We start from the raw sequence: 15,301 nt of genomic DNA, 5'->3' as shown, positions 1-15,301 counted from the left end.
ATATTATAAATAACAAAAAGTAAACGTATAAATATAAAAAATAATGGCAATAAAATTTACCGCCCATCGCACTCCGAAACCAAATGGTCGTAAAGGAGAAACATTAACGCATGCACGTGCCTTGTGTCATGGTACATATAAACTGGATGAAATCTGCCGGTTGATATCCGAACGTTCGTCGGTAACGTCGGCCGATGTAAAGGCTGTTCTCGATTCTCTTTCCTGGGTATTGGATTATGCCTTGAGCGGAGGCTATCATGTGGAGCTTGAAGAACTGGGATATTTCTCGCCTTCTTTACGGAGTAAGCAGAAAGAGAACGGGAAGGTCAGCGTATGTGTAGACGGTATAAACTTCCGTTGTTCTACAAAGTTGAAAGAGAAAATGAAAGAGATAAAACTGGAACATATCAAACCCCGGGTAAAAGATAACGTTTCTGTCGATGCAAAAAGCAGGTTGCAGGATTATCTGGAACGAAATAAATGTGTTACACCCCGTATATATGCCGGCTTGATGAACTGTTCGCGTTATCGGGCACAAGCGGATCTGACATCTTTTGTAGAAGAAGGACTCCTGCAAAAAGTAGGACATCATAATAAGGTTTTGTACCTGCTTGCGTGAGTTTTTCGGAGTGATAAGTGAAAAAATACTCGATAATTCTATGTACATTTGCAAATTGTTAAAACGGGAAAGGGCATACCGCTATTGTCCGTATTTATAAAAGGGAAGCAATATATATGGCAAAAAAAACGACTTCGGCGAAACAAAGTAGTAACGAAGAAAGCAAACTCGGTTCTGTAAGATCCTTTTTTAAGAATGAACGTACGCGTTTTATATCCGGGTTGATTATTTCTATAGTTACTATATATATAGGACTGGCTCTTATTTCTTTTTTCTTTACGGGAGGGGCAGATCAAAGCAAAATAGAAAATATACCTTTATCCGACCTGGTAACCAATCATGGTTCGGTAGAGAACTGGACAGGAGCCAGAGGTGCTTATCTTTCCGATTTGCTGATGAATCGCTGGTTCGGCATATCATCTTTTATGATATTATTCTTTTTGGGCTCTGTGGGTGCGAAGCTGATGAATCTGAACCGTATCTCTCTTTTGAAACGGTTTCTGTTCTGTTCGGCCTGGTTGCTTTGGGGATCGCTGTTTTTTGCCTTTATCTTTATAAAAGGATACGAAGATACCTTCATCTATTTGGGAGGGCAACATGGGTATTATCTTTCCGAAATGATGATTAATAATATCGGTATTCCGGGAACTATCCTGTTTCTGGTCGGCTTTTTTCTGATAATCGCCATTTTTACCAGCAAACGTACGATACCTCTTTTACAGAGGTTCCTGTCATTCCATTGGCTGAAGAAGCGTTTTAATAAAGAGGAACAGGCAGAAAGCGATGAAGAAGATGAAGGAAAGGATATTCCTTCTTTTTCCGAACAACCCGATGAAAAACCGGAAATGGAAGATGAGGTATTTGATACCGCGAAAGAATTGGCAGAAGCCGATGCAGCCCGTATGTCTGTAAAAAGTACGTATGCTCCGACTACTACGACTGTGAGTGATGCCTTCGAAGTGACTGTTCCGCGTGATGAAGAAGAATATATTCCTGTTTCAAAAAATAATAACACAGAAATAGACGATACGGATTCGGATGATAGCGGAGATGGGACATTTACCGTAGAAATACCTTCAGGAGATGATGAGGTATACGATGGCTCAGCTTTAGGTGAATATGATCCGAAACTGGATTTATCCCATTACCGCTATCCTACGATCGATCTGTTGAAAAAATACGATCAGGGAGACCAACAGGTGGATATGGAAGAGCAAACGGCTAATCAAAAGCGCATCAAGCAAACACTGGAAAGTTTTGGTATCAGCATTGCCTCTATTAAAGCAACGGTTGGACCGACAATTACGTTATATGAAGTAATACCCGATACCGGTGTACGTATTTCCAAGATTCGTAACCTGGAAGATGATATTGCACTTAGTCTTTCTGCTTTGGGCATTCGTATTATAGCTCCGATGCCGGGTAAAGGCACGATTGGTATTGAAGTGCCAAATAAAGATCCCCAGATGGTTGCCATGCAATCGGTTATTGCTTCCCGTAAGTTTCAGGAATCAAGGTACGACCTGCCGGTTGCATTAGGTAAGACTATTACGAATGAGATATTTATGTTTGACCTATGTAAAATGCCTCATTTACTTGTTGCCGGTGCGACAGGACAAGGTAAGTCTGTCGGATTGAATGCTATTATTACCTCATTGTTGTATAAGAAACACCCGTCGGAATTAAAGTTCGTACTGGTAGACCCGAAGATGGTAGAGTTTAGTATTTATTCGGAGATAGAACGTCATTATCTGGCCAAGTTGCCGGATGCCGATAAGGCTATTATTACGGATTTTACGAAGGTGATCCAGACGTTGAACTCGCTTTGTAAGGAAATGGATGACCGCTATGATCTGTTGATGAAGGCGCATACACGTAATATCAAGGAGTACAACGCTAAGTTTATAAGCCGTCATTTGAATCCGGAAAAAGGCCATAAATTCATGCCTTATATCGTAGTTATTATAGATGAGTTCGGCGATTTGATTATGACGGCCGGAAAAGAAATAGAATTGCCTATCGCCCGTATTGCCCAGAAGGCGCGTGCGGTTGGTATTCACATGATTATTGCAACGCAGCGTCCGTCAACCAATATTATTACGGGTACGATCAAAGCAAACTTCCCGGCTCGTATGGCTTTCCGTGTTTCGTCGATGATCGATTCGCGCACCATACTTGATTCTCCGGGTGCAAATCAGTTGATTGGCCGGGGCGACTTGTTATTCTCGCAAGGTAATGATATGACACGTGTGCAATGTGCCTTTGTTGATACACCTGAGGTAGAACAAATAGCCTCTTTTATCGGAGGACAGCCGGGCTACCCTACAGCCTTCCAGCTGCCTGAATATGTGGGCGAAAATGATGGAGAGAAGGTTCCGGGAGCAGTCGATTTGTCGGATCGTGATCCGCTTTTTGATGAAGCTGCCCGTTTGATTGTTATTCAGCAACAAGGTTCTACATCACTTATCCAGCGTAAGTTTGCCATTGGTTATAACCGTGCCGGACGTTTGATGGACCAGCTTGAAGCAGCCGGTATAGTAGGGCCTTTTGAAGGTAGCAAGGCGCGTCAGGTGTTGATTCAGGATGAATATAACCTGGAACAATTGTTGAATTCGTTAAAGTAACAGGATGGAAATAGAAAAGAAACAAAGAATGGTGCGTATATTTATCCGCGCTTATCTGATATTACAGCTATTGTTGCTAGCCGCATTAATAGGGTTTACTTGTAATGCCCAGAATGCAGACGATATTTTGGGTAAGGCGGCTATGGCTTATGATAAATCGAATGGGATAGAGGCTGCTTTTACAACTCATACCCGTTCTGACCAGCAGAATGTACCGGAAAGTTTTTCCGGTGTTATTAATATGAAAGGGGAGAAATTTATGTTGAAAACCCCGGATATGATAATCTGGTTTGACGGTAAAACACAATGGGTATATATGGAGCGGAATGATGAAGTGAATGTAACAACACCTTCGGGGGAAGAACTTCAAATGACGAATCCGGTATTACTGTTGGGTTCTTATAAAAAAGGTTTTACTCCCTTGTATAAAGGTGAGAGCACGGCAGCTAATGGAAAATCGGCTTATGATATAGAATTGACTCCCCGAAAAAAAGGGGATATACAGCGCGTATTTCTTCAGATAGAAAAGAATACGTATCTGCCTGTGGGCATTAGTGTGGATTCTAAAAATGGCGTTACCATGACAATCCGGATCAGTAAATTGAGGACGGAAGTAAACCAACCGGATTCTTACTTTGTTTTTAAAGATGCAGATTTTCCTGACGCAGAAGTGATAGATCTCCGCTGATGTAGATTATAAAAGTAAATTATCAAAATAAGAAAGACTATGGACAACTCAACAAATGAAAAAGTTCGCTGCCTGATTATCGGTTCGGGCCCTGCCGGATATACGGCCGCAATCTATGCCTCTCGTGCAAACCTGAACCCAGTGCTTTATGAGGGTATTCAGCCGGGTGGACAGCTTACAACGACAACCGAAGTTGAAAATTTCCCGGGTTATCCTAATGGTATAACAGGGCCGGAATTGATGGAAGACCTGAAAAAACAGGCTGTTCGTTTCGGTGCGGATATTCGTATGGGCATTGCAACTGCATCGGATTTATCATCTGCTCCATATAAGATCACAATTGATGGAGAGAAAGTGATTGAATCCGAAGCGGTTATTATATCGACAGGTGCGACGGCCAAATATCTGGGTATTCCCGATGAACAGAAATATGCAGGTATGGGAGTATCGGCTTGTGCTACTTGCGACGGCTTTTTCTATCGTAAAAAGATTGTTGCTGTTGTAGGGGGGGGGGATACGGCATGCGAAGAAGCTATCTACCTGTCGGGTTTGGCAAAACAAGTTTATCTGATAGTGCGTAAACCTTATCTGCGTGCATCAAAAGTAATGCAAGAACGTGTGTTTAACACTCCCAATATTATCGTATTGTTTGAGCATAATACAATTGGACTGTTTGGCGAAAGTGGTGTGGAGGGAGCTCATCTGATAAAGAAAATGGGACAACCCGACGAAGAAAAGGTTGATATTGCTATTGATGGTTTCTTTTTGGCTATTGGTCATAAACCAAACTCTGATATTTTTAAAGAATGGTTGGAAACAGACGAAATTGGTTATATAAAGACAATACCGGGAACACCCCGTACTACTGTGCCGGGTGTTTTTGCCGCAGGAGATGTGGCAGACCCGATTTATCGCCAGGCTATTACAGCTGCAGGAAGCGGATGCAAAGCTGCTATAGAAGCCGAACGGTATCTGTCTGAAATAGGAAAATAGTTATCAGGGCAGGCTTTAGTGCCTGCCTTTTTGTTTAATTTTATATATTATATTTTTACCATGAAATTAAAAACTACTATTGTTGTCCTTCTCTGTGCTTTGATGGCACTGCCTGCTGTTGCGAAGGATAAGACGAAAGTGATTGCACATCGGGGGTATTGGAAAACAGAAGGTTCTGCTCAGAATTCTATCCGTTCTTTAGAATTGGCAGACCAGATTAAAGCGTATGGTTCCGAGTTTGATGTTCATTTGACCTCTGATAATGTCCCCGTTGTTTACCATGATATGGATATTCAGGGGTTGAACATTCAAAAGACTCCTTATGCTCAACTGAAAGATTTGAAGTTGGGTAATGGTGAAACTTTACCTACATTGGAACAGTACCTGGACAAAGCTAAGGCATTGAAAAATACAAAGCTGATTTTTGAATTGAAAGTACATGACACACCGGAACGTAATCGTGAAGCTGCACGTATTGTTGTTGACATGATTAATAAAAAAGGACTGGCCAAGAAGACCGAATATATTACTTTTAGCCTGGATGCCGGTAAAGAACTGATCCGTTTGGCACCGAAGGCAAAAGTTGCCTATTTGAACGGAGAATTATCTCCCCGTGAATTGAAAGATTTGGGTTTTGCGGGATTGGACTATCAGTTTAATGTATTAAGACAACATCCTGATTGGATTCCTGAAGCAAAGAAGCTTGGTTTGACAATTAACGTATGGACTGTGAATGAAGAAGCTGTAATGAAAGAGATGATTGCAAATGGAGTTGATTTTATTACAACAGATGAGCCGGTTGTTTTGCAGAAATTATTAAATTCGCGCGCTAAATAGAACGTGTGTAAATGAAAAGATATTGTTGGTTATTGCTGTGGGCTTTGTGGATACAAAGTGCATTTGCGATGAATTTACCTAAGCATGAAGTACGTGCGGTGTGGCTTACAACTGTTTATGGCTTGGACTGGCCACATCGACCGGCTACAACGCAGGCAGGCATAAAAGCCCAGCAACAAGAACTTTGCAATATCCTGGATCGTTTGCAAAATGCTAATTTCAATACTGTTTTTTTGCAGGTTCGTTTACGTGGTAACGTTATTTACCGCTCTGCCATAGAACCGGCAAGTAAAGTCTTTTCCGGAAAAGAAGGAGTAATGCCCGGATATGATCCGTTGGCATTTGCAATAAAAGAATGTCACAAACGGGGGATGGAATGCCATGCCTGGTTTGTGACATTTCCTTTGGGTACGGCCAAGAATGTGAAAGAGCAAGGACGTTTGTCGGTGGTGAAACGCCAGCCTAAATTATGTAAATTGCATAATGGTGAATGGTATCTTGATCCGGGTGTTCCGGGTACGGCCAATTATATCTTGTCGTTGGTAAAAGAAATTGTGAATAATTATGATGTTGACGGCATTCATTTCGATTACATCCGTTATCCGGAGCAGGCGAATCGTTTCCCGGATAAAAGCGTATATAAGATGTATGGAAAAAAGGAGTCATTAGATAATTGGCGGCGTAATAATATCAACCGGATGGTGGTTGAGATTTATGATTGGGTGAAACAGGCAAAGCCTTGGGTACAGGTAAGTAGTTCCCCTCTAGGTAAATATAACCGTATTCCCCGTGTTCCTGATGCGGGATGGACAGCTTATGAAAGTGTTTTTCAGGACCCTAAAATGTGGATGTTGCGGGGTAAACAGGATATGATTGTTCCTATGATGTATTATTTGCATGATAACTTTTTCCCTTTTATGGATAATTGGGTAGAGAATTGTAATGGGCGTCTGGTGGTGCCGGGACTTGGTGCTTATCGCATGGATAAGAAAGATGCGGACTGGACGGTGAACGATATTACCGATCAGATTGATTATAGCCGATATTATGGCGGGGCAGGTTGTGCTTTCTTCCGCTGTGAAAATGTACTGGATAACAGTAAGGGGCTGTATGATGAATTAGTCAATGTATATTATAAATACCCGGCGCAATTACCTCCGCTTACCTGGTTGAATAATACTGTACCGTCTTCTCCCGAAGAAGTTTACGTACAACGGACTGGTAATGAGCTTAAACTTTCATGGCAAAAGCCTGCTTCCGAAAAGCAAGACCTGACTTATACGGTATATTATTCTTTGTCGGATTCTATTGATTCCGATGCTTCTAAATGTATATTGATGACGAATGTGCATGCAAATGAAATTTATCTGCCTGTGGATTCTTTAGTAGAAAGAGGTTATACATTTAGTGTTTCGGCTTCTACCCGTTATCACATAGAAGGAGCTCCTTCCAAAGAGACTTATTACTATCTCTCAGATTTCCCTAAATAATATTAACTGTTAGTGTTTGTTAAGAGATTCTTGTATCTTTGTGCGATATGAAACAGAAGGTTACAATTTTATTGATACTTATGCTTGCCGGGCTTGTGTTCTATGGTGGAGCCGGCGTGAATATTATATCGTATTGTTGTAACCATTGCCGTGTTGCTGGCATAGAGGCCATAATAGAGAACCAATGCTGTGAACTTCATGATCATGATCACTCTGTGCAAAAAGCGAATCAAATGCTTTATGTTGATGGGTGCACAACTGAATGCGGAATGGAAAGATTGTATTTTGACTGGACTTCTGTACAATCTTTATTCCCTAATTTGCAACCGGCTGTTTTTGATTTGTGGTTTGCTAAGGCACTGAATATTTCTTTACTTCCTGAACTTCAAATAAAAGATTTATTATCTGTTACTTCTATTGGACCTCCAGTTAATTGTCCACGGTTGTATTTGTCTATCCTCACAATTCTTTTGATTTAATTTCTGTAAGTTCAACTTTATTTGGATGAATAATCATATTACGATCGTTTGACGATTGTAGTAATTGTACTTATATGAATTAAATTGAAAGAATTTTATGTTGAAACATATTTATTTTATAATATTGTTTTTCCTGGTTTCTTTTTGCGCCATTGCCGCGGAAAATGATGTGAAAGGACGTGTCTTGGATGAAAATAACCAACCCATTATAGGGGCTAATGTGTATTGGGAAGGGACGCAACAAGGTACCACTTCAGACATGAATGGCCATTTTGTATTACCGAAGAAAGGGAAAGTAGAAAATCTGGTGGTAAGTTATATAGGATATACTACTGCTGTTGTCCCGGTGAAAGGTTCGAAAGAAGAGCTTCATGTTGTACTGAAAGGAGAGGTTGCCTTGGATGAGGTGGTTGTAAGTGAACGTAAAATGGGAACTATTGCTTCCCGGGTAAGTGTTTTACAAACTCAGAAAATTACTTATGATGAACTTTGCCGTGCAGCTTGCTGTAATTTGGCGGAAAGTTTTGAAACAAACCCTTCTGTAGATGTTTCTTATGCTGATGCTGCAACCGGTGCGCGACAGATTAAATTGTTGGGACTGTCTGGTACGTATGTGCAGATGCTGACAGAAAATTATCCGAATTTTCGTGGAGCTGCGTCTCCCTATGGTTTGGATTATGTTCCGGGCCCCTGGATGGAGAGTATTCAGGTATCGAAAGGTACTTCGTCTGTAAAGAATGGCTATGAAGCATTGGCCGGGCAGATCAATGTGGAATTTAAAAAGCCTCCTACAGCAGATATTTTTTCCGGAAACCTTTTTGTCAGTGATGCCGGACGCTATGAAGGAAATGCAGATGCTTCCTGGCATGTTAATGATAAGTTGTCTACCGGATTATTCGTGCATTATTCAAATGATAAAATGCAGCATGACGGCAACGACGACGGATTTTTAGATACGCCGTTAAAGGAACAAGTTAATGTGATGAACCGGTGGTTTCATAAATTGGATAACTATGTTGCTCAGTATGGTGTTCGTTATCTGCATGAAGACCGGACAGGCGGACAGGTTACCAAACACCATGATTTCGTTGATCCATATCAGGTTAAACTGAATACGAACCGTGCGGAATTGTTTACTAAACAGGCCTATATTATTGATAAAGAGAAGGTGGAAAGCGTTGCTCTGATACTTTCCGGTTCGTATCATGAGCAAAAATCCAGATATGACCGTACGCCTTACAATGTATATCAGAAAAATGTGTATGCTTCCTTATTGTATGAAAAGGAATTTACACCTAAGCATAGTTTAAGTGCAGGGTTGAGCCTTAATTATGACGGATTTGATGAAAATCTTGGACAGCCAGTCAATAATGTAATGGAGCATTCTTTTTATGATCGTTCGGAAACAGTGGCCGGGGCATACGCTCAATACACATACAATCTAAATGATAAACTGATTCTTTTAGCCGGGCTGCGGGCTGATTATAGTACATCGTATGATTTTTTTGTTACTCCCCGAATACATATTAAATATAATCCTTTTACCTGGTTCCATATTCGTGCCTCTGCAGGGAAAGGTTTTCGTACGGCAAATGTGCTAGCCGAAAATAATTTCCTGCTTGCTAGTAGTCGTAAAATAGATATTGCAGATCATTTGGATCAGGAAGAAGCTTGGAATACGGGTTTAAATCTTTCTTTTTATATACCTTTGTTTGGCAAGGAACTGACATTGAACGGAGAATGGTATTATACCGATTTTCTGAAACAGGTTGTTGTTGATATGGATAGTGATCCGCATGCTGTGAGTTTCTATAATCTGGACGGCCGGTCATATTCCAATAGTTTTCAGGTTGAGGCGACTTATCCTTTTTTCAGGGGATTTACTTTAACTGCCGCATATCGCTATACGGATGCTAAAACCGATTATAAAGATGTTGAAGGTAAAATAACTCGTCTAAAGAAGCCTTTGGTAAGTGATTTTAAAGGACTACTTACAGCTTCATACCAGACTCCTTTGAAAAAGTGGCAGTTTGACGTAACCGGACAGTTTAATGGGGGCGGACGTATGCCAATGCCAGATAAAGTAAATCCATTATGGAAACCTGATTTTAATGCATATACAGTTGTGAATGCACAGGTTACGAAGTATTTTCGTCGGTGGTCAATTTATATAGGTGCCGAAAATTTGTTTAATTACAAACAAAAGAATCCTATTATAGATGCAGAAAATCCCCGGGGAGAAAACTTTGACGGTTCTATGGTCTGGGGGCCTGTACATGGAAGGAAGCTATATGCTGGTGTCCGTTTTAATATTAGTCGTGATTAATGATAAATTATTTACTTTAAATTATAGTGATATGAAACAATTACTTTTGACACTGTTGTGTGTGTTATTTGCTTTTTCACCGGCGTTTTCTCAAGATTCAAAAAACAAAAAAGAAACATCTACTTTTTATATAGCAGCGATGGATTGTGATCATTGCATTAAAAAAATAGAGAAGAATATCGCTTTCGAAAAGGGTGTAACTGATTTAAAATGTGATCTTGCCACCCGTACGGCCATTATTACGTACAAAGCTGGTAAAACGTCGGAAGTGAAATTAATTTCAGCTTTTAAGAAGATTGGTATGGAGGCTGTCGCTGTGGATAAAGGAGCGGGTTGTCCGGTTCCTCCTTCAAAAAAAAGTAATTAAGAAAATGCTCATTAATAAAGATTTTCATCGGAACATTGTATATTTGCATGGTATTCCGTAGTAATATAAAAGGCGGGCTATTTTGTCCGCCTTTTTTTGAATTTTTTTTCTATGCAATGCAGCGTTTATTAAATTAATAACATCATTATATTGTATCACCGCCGTAAACGGAAGGTATCCAAGCACTGCTGAATGAAGGAACAACAACTGATAGAAGGTTGTCGGAAGGGAAATAGATTGGCTCAAAAGGAGCTGTATGATATTTATTCCCGTAAAATGATGGGAGTTTGTCTGCGTTATGTGAGCGACAGGGAGACTGCCCGTGATTTGTTGCAAGATGGTTTCGTGAAAGTATTTACCAGTGTGGATTCATATACGGGAATAGGTTCCTTTGAAGGGTGGATGCGGAAGATCTTTGTCAATTGTGCGTTGGAATATTTACGTAAATCGGATGTACTGCGTGAGGCTACGGATTTGGATAATACGGCAGAGTTGATTAATCCGGACAGCTCCGTTGTTTCAGATTTGTCTGCAGCAGAGTTGATGGCATTAGTGCAGGAATTACCTGCCGGTTTTCGTGCTGTGTTTAACATGTTTGCAATAGAAGGCTATTCGCATAAAGAAATTAGTGAAATGTTGAATATCACAGAAAGCACATCGCGATCGCAATTTACACGGGCTAAGCAGTTGTTGCAACGTAAGATTAATGAGTTGTATTGAAATGAAAGGTAAGGAAAGAGATAAATTTGATGATTTGTTCCGTTCGAAATTGGAGGATTTCGAAATGGATACAATGCCAGGCGATTGGGAGGCTATAGCCGATCGTTTGCCCAAGGAAGTATCTGTTCCTTTTCGTAAAACTTTATATTATTGGGCTGCAGCAGCAGTTGTTTCTTTGTTGATGATTACGGGTAGTGTTTATTTATTTAACCACGAACAGTCCGATCTTCCGATAGCAAAGGAAATAATAGAACATACAAAGGAGATAGAGAACCATATAATTGAAGATAAAAAGGTGATTGCCGAAGTGTCGGAAACTTCTGTAAAACAGGATGAAAATAAGACAAAGAAGATGAATGTGGCAGTTGTACGGTCTCCTGCAAAAAGCCAAGGTAAAAGGACTATGATTAGTTCTCACGCAAATGTTGTTCCGGAAGTAAATATGTTATCTGCTAAAAAAATGCAGACCGATAGTATAGTTACTGCAGATTTTGCACAACAGCTGTTGACAGAAGATGCAAAAACAGAAGATATTCAGGTTTTAGCAGAGAAAGAATCGCAGAATAAAGCATTGATTGCAGATGCAACACCTGTGATAAAAAAGAAAAAATCAACGGCTTCCCGTAAATGGGGATTCGGTATGGGGGGAGGAGGCCTTTCGATTGGAGCGGATAATTCTGTCCCCCAGTATATGATGAAAAGTGCGTTGTTGACAAGTGATCAATTGCTTTCGATGAATGCTCCTTTTTTTAATGAAGAATTGCCGAAAACAGATGTACACCATAAAACACCGGTCTCTTTCGGATTATCGGTGAGTCGTTATTTGAATAACCGTTTTTCGTTGCAGACAGGGCTTAATTATTCTTTTTTATCTTCTGAATGGACAACGAATGGTTCTTATCATGGTGAGGTAAAACAGAAATTGCATTTTATCGGAATACCTCTTTCGGTTGCTTATAAAATTGTAGAATGGAATCGTTTTCAGGTTTATGCAGCAGCCGGAGCTATGGCAGAAGTTAATGTTGCAGGAAAGCAACGGTCAAAATTCTTTTTTGATGATAAAGAAATATCCAGTGTATCGGAACGCGTGCGGATGAAAGAATGGCTTTGGTCTGTTAATGCCCGCGCTGGTGTAAGTTACCCGTTGATTCGTTTTGTAAGTGCATTTGCCGAAGTTGGTGCCGGATATTATTTTGATAATGGAAGTAGCATTGAAACGATTCATTCAGAAAAGCCGTTTAATGTGAATTTTCAGTTAGGTTTCCGGTTAGGTTTCTAAAATGGAATAGAATAATAATTCATAAATATACAAATACTTAAAAACAGAAATTAAAATGAAGAAACGTGGATTTTTAGGAATGGTAGTGGCGTCTGCCTTACTTTTGTTGACCTCTTGTCTTGGTGATTCAAATAACCAACAGACATTGTCGTCTATACCTGGTGTTATCTCTACTTCAAAGGATTATAAGACTATAATCAAAACAGCAGCAGGTGCTGCTATTTATTCTCCTAGTTTGGAAACTGCCGGTTATTTGCCCGGTCAGTGTGTATTGGCTTCTTTCACGATTGATTTTGATGCTGCAGAAAATGCAAATGCTGCTTCCAACGGGTATTATTATGCAACAATGAATGCTGTACCGACTAATGTTGACAGATGGTATGCTAACCCTATAATGGGAGATACAACTAAACTTCTGGATAAGGAACAAGCTGTTACGAGCCCTATTGATACTCGTTATGGTGCTGCATATTTAGAAGGAATGCTATTCTTGTTCTCGGATTTTACACATTTAACAAAGCAAGAGTCAAACTGGTACTTGTCGTATGATGGAAATCAGACAGCTGTTGAAGAAAACGGAAAGAGAATCTATTCTGTTTTCTTGAGAGCTGCAATTAAGACAGAAGGTCAGACTCCGTCTTTGAACTCAGTTGTGGTTAACGCATTTGATGCTAAAACAATGATTGATGGTTTCAACACAAAGGAAAAGGATTTGGGTAATAAAGAGTATTATATTAAAATCAATTATATCAAAGAAATTGATGCAAAAGATCCTACTAAGTTTACCTGGACATCAACAGATCCTACGTGGATGAAACTCTCTGTTCCTGCAGATAATACGACTGGAAAATAATTCGTATAAAAGATAAAGTAAGTCCTGACCCGGTAAAATAAATTCCGGGTCAGGACTTTTTTGTTTTAAGTGGTTTGTATATACCTGATTATAGGGAATATTATCTATTTCTCCTTATTATTTACTACCTTTGCAGAGAAAATAGTAGTGTAAGATGAAGATGTGTAAGTGGTATAGTGTGATTACGTTGCTGGTTTTACTGGTTTCATGCATGGGCCAGGATGGAGATAAACAGACGTTTGGAGGCCAATTAGGTGTTATTCAGGAAGAGCCGGAATTAGGCGTTTGTTTATGGGAAGGTGATGTTATTTATTCGCCAGCCCTGGATACAATGGCTTTGAAAGCCGGAGATTGCTGTTTGTTGAATTATACAATAGATCATGCTTCAAAAGAATCTTTGCCAGGGTATTCAAAATACAGGGCAGAAATATTAAAGTATGAACCGGTTCCGGTATTTGGTTTATCTCCGAACCTGACAGATACAACCCGTATATTGGATAATGAATGTTTTATAAGTTTTTCATTGCAGAGAAGTATGTATTTGAAAAATCGTTTTTTTCTTTTTACGGAACATGGTAATTATGTGGATGGACAAACTACTCTTTTTGAATTGACCTATAATCCGAAACAGGAAGCGACTATTGACCGTAATAATAATCGTGTCTATAACTTGTATCTTCGTACGGCAACGGCTGAAGATATGACAGGTATGACAGGTTCCCGCTATACATTGCCAATTGCTTTAGATTTAGAGAAATTTGTGAAGGAATCGGGTGAAATAGAAAAGAATGCGGGGTTGGATAGTTTAAAATTCAAGTTTAATTATCCACGTAGTTTTAATTCCGATACGACGGCTTGTATATGGACTTCGTCGGATATGGTTGCCTTGCCAATCAATGAATAAAAAGGCAATAGTGAAGACGAATCCTTTATATTTTTTATATTTTTGCTTTTTTAAATAGAAAAGAAGATGTACAAAGAGATATTTCAGTGGGTAATAGCTATTATAACACAACCGGCAAAGGCCTGGGATTTATTGGCAAAGAAAGATGAAAAAGATGATGAATTTTTATCCCGTTTTGTTTATCCTTTGATCGGGCTTGTTACAGTTGCCGCTTTTTTAGGAGTGTTGTTTACAAGAAAAGAATTTGATATTGAATTAGCTCTAAAATCTTCAATAAAGACATTAGTTTCATCTTTTGGTGGTTTTTATTTGGCATCTTATTTTTTGAATGAGCTTTGGCAGGGTTTATTTAAACGTGAAAAGGATATGAAATTGTGCCAGCGTTTTGTAGGATATTCTTCATCTCTGATGTTCGCATTGAATATTATATTGATGCTTTTGCCGGAATTCTTTTTTCTTCGTATATTTATTCTTTATACCCTATATATTGTATGGGAAGGTGCTGGTCCATATATGCAGATAGAAGAGAATATCCGTTTGAAATTTGTTTCAATAACAACAGCTATCATATTAATTACGCCACTTCTTATAGAGTTTATCCTGGTACTTTTGATGCCGGGATTGAGTTATTGATAAAAGAATACAGGAATGAAAGAAAAGATTAGTAACAACATACAGATAAAGAATAAACGGGCAACATTCGATTATGAGTTGCTTGATACGTTTACGGCCGGTATTGTGCTGACTGGTACAGAAATAAAATCGATCCGGTTAGGTAAAGCAAGTTTGGTTGATACATTCTGTATTGTTGATAAAGGAGAGTTGTGGGTAAAGAATATGTATATTGCCGAATACTTTTATGGTACATATAATAACCACGTCTCACGTAGGGATCGTAAGCTTTTGCTTACCAAAAAAGAATTGCGTAAAGTTGATAACGCCGTACGTACCAGTGGTTTTACTATTATTCCTACCAAACTGTTTATAAATGAAAAAGGATTGGCAAAGATTATTATAGCTATTGCTAAAGGTAAGAAAGAATATGATAAGCGTGATTCGATAAAGGAGCGTGATGACCGACGCGAAATGGATCGTGCTTTTAAGAGATAATATCTGAAGAAT

The 15,301-nt window shown here is 39.4% G+C and carries 15 protein-coding genes; all 15 read left to right on the top strand.

The features are described from left to right. Nucleotides 1-43 precede the first annotated feature (43 nt). The 15 genes from ACYIB7_RS11320 (at nucleotide 44) to smpB (ending at nucleotide 15,289) form a co-directional block, all read left to right on the top strand. Nucleotides 44-619, top strand: a complete 576-nt coding sequence (locus ACYIB7_RS11320; RefSeq protein ID WP_103984141.1) for an HU family DNA-binding protein — start codon at nucleotides 44-46, stop codon at nucleotides 617-619. Between the two features lie 116 nt (nucleotides 620-735). Further along, a complete protein-coding gene (locus ACYIB7_RS11315; RefSeq protein ID WP_480337098.1) occupies nucleotides 736-3,243 on the top strand; it encodes an FtsK/SpoIIIE family DNA translocase in 2,508 nt (835 codons plus the stop codon). Nucleotides 3,244-3,247: 4 nt separating this feature from the next. Continuing rightward, entirely contained in the window at nucleotides 3,248-3,931 is a 684-nt protein-coding gene (gene lolA1, locus ACYIB7_RS11310; RefSeq protein WP_480337097.1) for an outer membrane lipoprotein periplasmic chaperone LolA1, read from the top strand. Between the two features lie 39 nt (nucleotides 3,932-3,970). Next, nucleotides 3,971-4,924: a thioredoxin-disulfide reductase gene (gene trxB, locus ACYIB7_RS11305; protein WP_099465823.1), complete on the top strand. Its 954-nt coding sequence runs from the start codon at nucleotides 3,971-3,973 to the stop codon at nucleotides 4,922-4,924. 60 nt (nucleotides 4,925-4,984) lie between these two features. Beyond that, nucleotides 4,985-5,761 (top strand): glycerophosphodiester phosphodiesterase family protein, encoded by a 777-nt coding sequence (locus ACYIB7_RS11300; RefSeq protein ID WP_103984171.1) that lies wholly within the window; start codon nucleotides 4,985-4,987, stop codon nucleotides 5,759-5,761. Between the two features lie 11 nt (nucleotides 5,762-5,772). Further along, nucleotides 5,773-7,251 (top strand): glycoside hydrolase family 10-like protein, encoded by a 1,479-nt coding sequence (locus ACYIB7_RS11295; RefSeq protein ID WP_103984144.1) that lies wholly within the window; start codon nucleotides 5,773-5,775, stop codon nucleotides 7,249-7,251. A gap of 47 nt (nucleotides 7,252-7,298) precedes the next feature. Next, nucleotides 7,299-7,730, top strand: a complete 432-nt coding sequence (locus ACYIB7_RS11290; protein ID WP_480337096.1) for a hypothetical protein — start codon at nucleotides 7,299-7,301, stop codon at nucleotides 7,728-7,730. A gap of 97 nt (nucleotides 7,731-7,827) precedes the next feature. Continuing rightward, on the top strand, nucleotides 7,828-10,056 hold the full coding sequence (locus ACYIB7_RS11285; protein ID WP_103984146.1) for a TonB-dependent receptor: 2,229 nt from the start codon (nucleotides 7,828-7,830) through the stop codon (nucleotides 10,054-10,056). A 31-nt stretch (nucleotides 10,057-10,087) separates the two neighbouring features. Further along, nucleotides 10,088-10,423, top strand: a complete 336-nt coding sequence (locus ACYIB7_RS11280; RefSeq protein WP_099465842.1) for a cation transporter — start codon at nucleotides 10,088-10,090, stop codon at nucleotides 10,421-10,423. A 192-nt stretch (nucleotides 10,424-10,615) separates the two neighbouring features. After that, nucleotides 10,616-11,143, top strand: a complete 528-nt coding sequence (locus tag ACYIB7_RS11275; protein WP_103984147.1) for an RNA polymerase sigma factor — start codon at nucleotides 10,616-10,618, stop codon at nucleotides 11,141-11,143. Nucleotide 11,144: 1 nt separating this feature from the next. Then, nucleotides 11,145-12,422, top strand: coding sequence for a porin family protein (locus ACYIB7_RS11270; RefSeq protein WP_103984148.1), 1,278 nt, complete (start codon nucleotides 11,145-11,147; stop codon nucleotides 12,420-12,422). 55 nt (nucleotides 12,423-12,477) lie between these two features. Next, complete coding sequence (locus ACYIB7_RS11265; protein ID WP_103984149.1) at nucleotides 12,478-13,275, top strand: BFO_2992 family lipoprotein; 798 nt, start codon at nucleotides 12,478-12,480, stop codon at nucleotides 13,273-13,275. A gap of 154 nt (nucleotides 13,276-13,429) precedes the next feature. Further along, the gene (locus ACYIB7_RS11260; RefSeq protein WP_480337092.1) at nucleotides 13,430-14,179 is read left to right on the top strand and encodes a BFO_2992 family lipoprotein; all 750 of its coding nucleotides are present in this window, start codon (nucleotides 13,430-13,432) and stop codon (nucleotides 14,177-14,179) included. Nucleotides 14,180-14,245: 66 nt separating this feature from the next. Continuing rightward, complete coding sequence (locus ACYIB7_RS11255; RefSeq protein ID WP_103984151.1) at nucleotides 14,246-14,812, top strand: YIP1 family protein; 567 nt, start codon at nucleotides 14,246-14,248, stop codon at nucleotides 14,810-14,812. A 15-nt stretch (nucleotides 14,813-14,827) separates the two neighbouring features. Continuing rightward, complete coding sequence (gene smpB, locus ACYIB7_RS11250; RefSeq protein WP_103984152.1) at nucleotides 14,828-15,289, top strand: SsrA-binding protein SmpB; 462 nt, start codon at nucleotides 14,828-14,830, stop codon at nucleotides 15,287-15,289. Nucleotides 15,290-15,301: the final 12 nt, after the last annotated feature.

The sequence above is a fragment of the Parabacteroides sp. KHUB-03 genome (genome assembly GCF_056640975.1).
Note: the sequence above shows the minus strand (reverse complement) of the source record. Positions and strands in the feature narration are given on the sequence as shown.

Coding starts and splice junctions, on each gene's coding strand:
- ACYIB7_RS11300 (WP_103984171.1), top strand. CDS start 4,985: ATGAAATTAAAAACTACTATTGTTGTCCTTCTCTGTGCTTTGATGGCA.
- ACYIB7_RS11265 (WP_103984149.1), top strand. CDS start 12,478: ATGAAGAAACGTGGATTTTTAGGAATGGTAGTGGCGTCTGCCTTACTT.
- lolA1 (WP_480337097.1), top strand. CDS start 3,248: ATGGAAATAGAAAAGAAACAAAGAATGGTGCGTATATTTATCCGCGCT.
- ACYIB7_RS11270 (WP_103984148.1), top strand. CDS start 11,145: ATGAAAGGTAAGGAAAGAGATAAATTTGATGATTTGTTCCGTTCGAAA.
- ACYIB7_RS11285 (WP_103984146.1), top strand. CDS start 7,828: ATGTTGAAACATATTTATTTTATAATATTGTTTTTCCTGGTTTCTTTT.
- ACYIB7_RS11260 (WP_480337092.1), top strand. CDS start 13,430: ATGAAGATGTGTAAGTGGTATAGTGTGATTACGTTGCTGGTTTTACTG.
- ACYIB7_RS11255 (WP_103984151.1), top strand. CDS start 14,246: ATGTACAAAGAGATATTTCAGTGGGTAATAGCTATTATAACACAACCG.
- ACYIB7_RS11275 (WP_103984147.1), top strand. CDS start 10,616: ATGAAGGAACAACAACTGATAGAAGGTTGTCGGAAGGGAAATAGATTG.
- ACYIB7_RS11290 (WP_480337096.1), top strand. CDS start 7,299: ATGAAACAGAAGGTTACAATTTTATTGATACTTATGCTTGCCGGGCTT.
- ACYIB7_RS11280 (WP_099465842.1), top strand. CDS start 10,088: ATGAAACAATTACTTTTGACACTGTTGTGTGTGTTATTTGCTTTTTCA.
- smpB (WP_103984152.1), top strand. CDS start 14,828: ATGAAAGAAAAGATTAGTAACAACATACAGATAAAGAATAAACGGGCA.
- ACYIB7_RS11320 (WP_103984141.1), top strand. CDS start 44: ATGGCAATAAAATTTACCGCCCATCGCACTCCGAAACCAAATGGTCGT.
- ACYIB7_RS11315 (WP_480337098.1), top strand. CDS start 736: ATGGCAAAAAAAACGACTTCGGCGAAACAAAGTAGTAACGAAGAAAGC.
- trxB (WP_099465823.1), top strand. CDS start 3,971: ATGGACAACTCAACAAATGAAAAAGTTCGCTGCCTGATTATCGGTTCG.
- ACYIB7_RS11295 (WP_103984144.1), top strand. CDS start 5,773: ATGAAAAGATATTGTTGGTTATTGCTGTGGGCTTTGTGGATACAAAGT.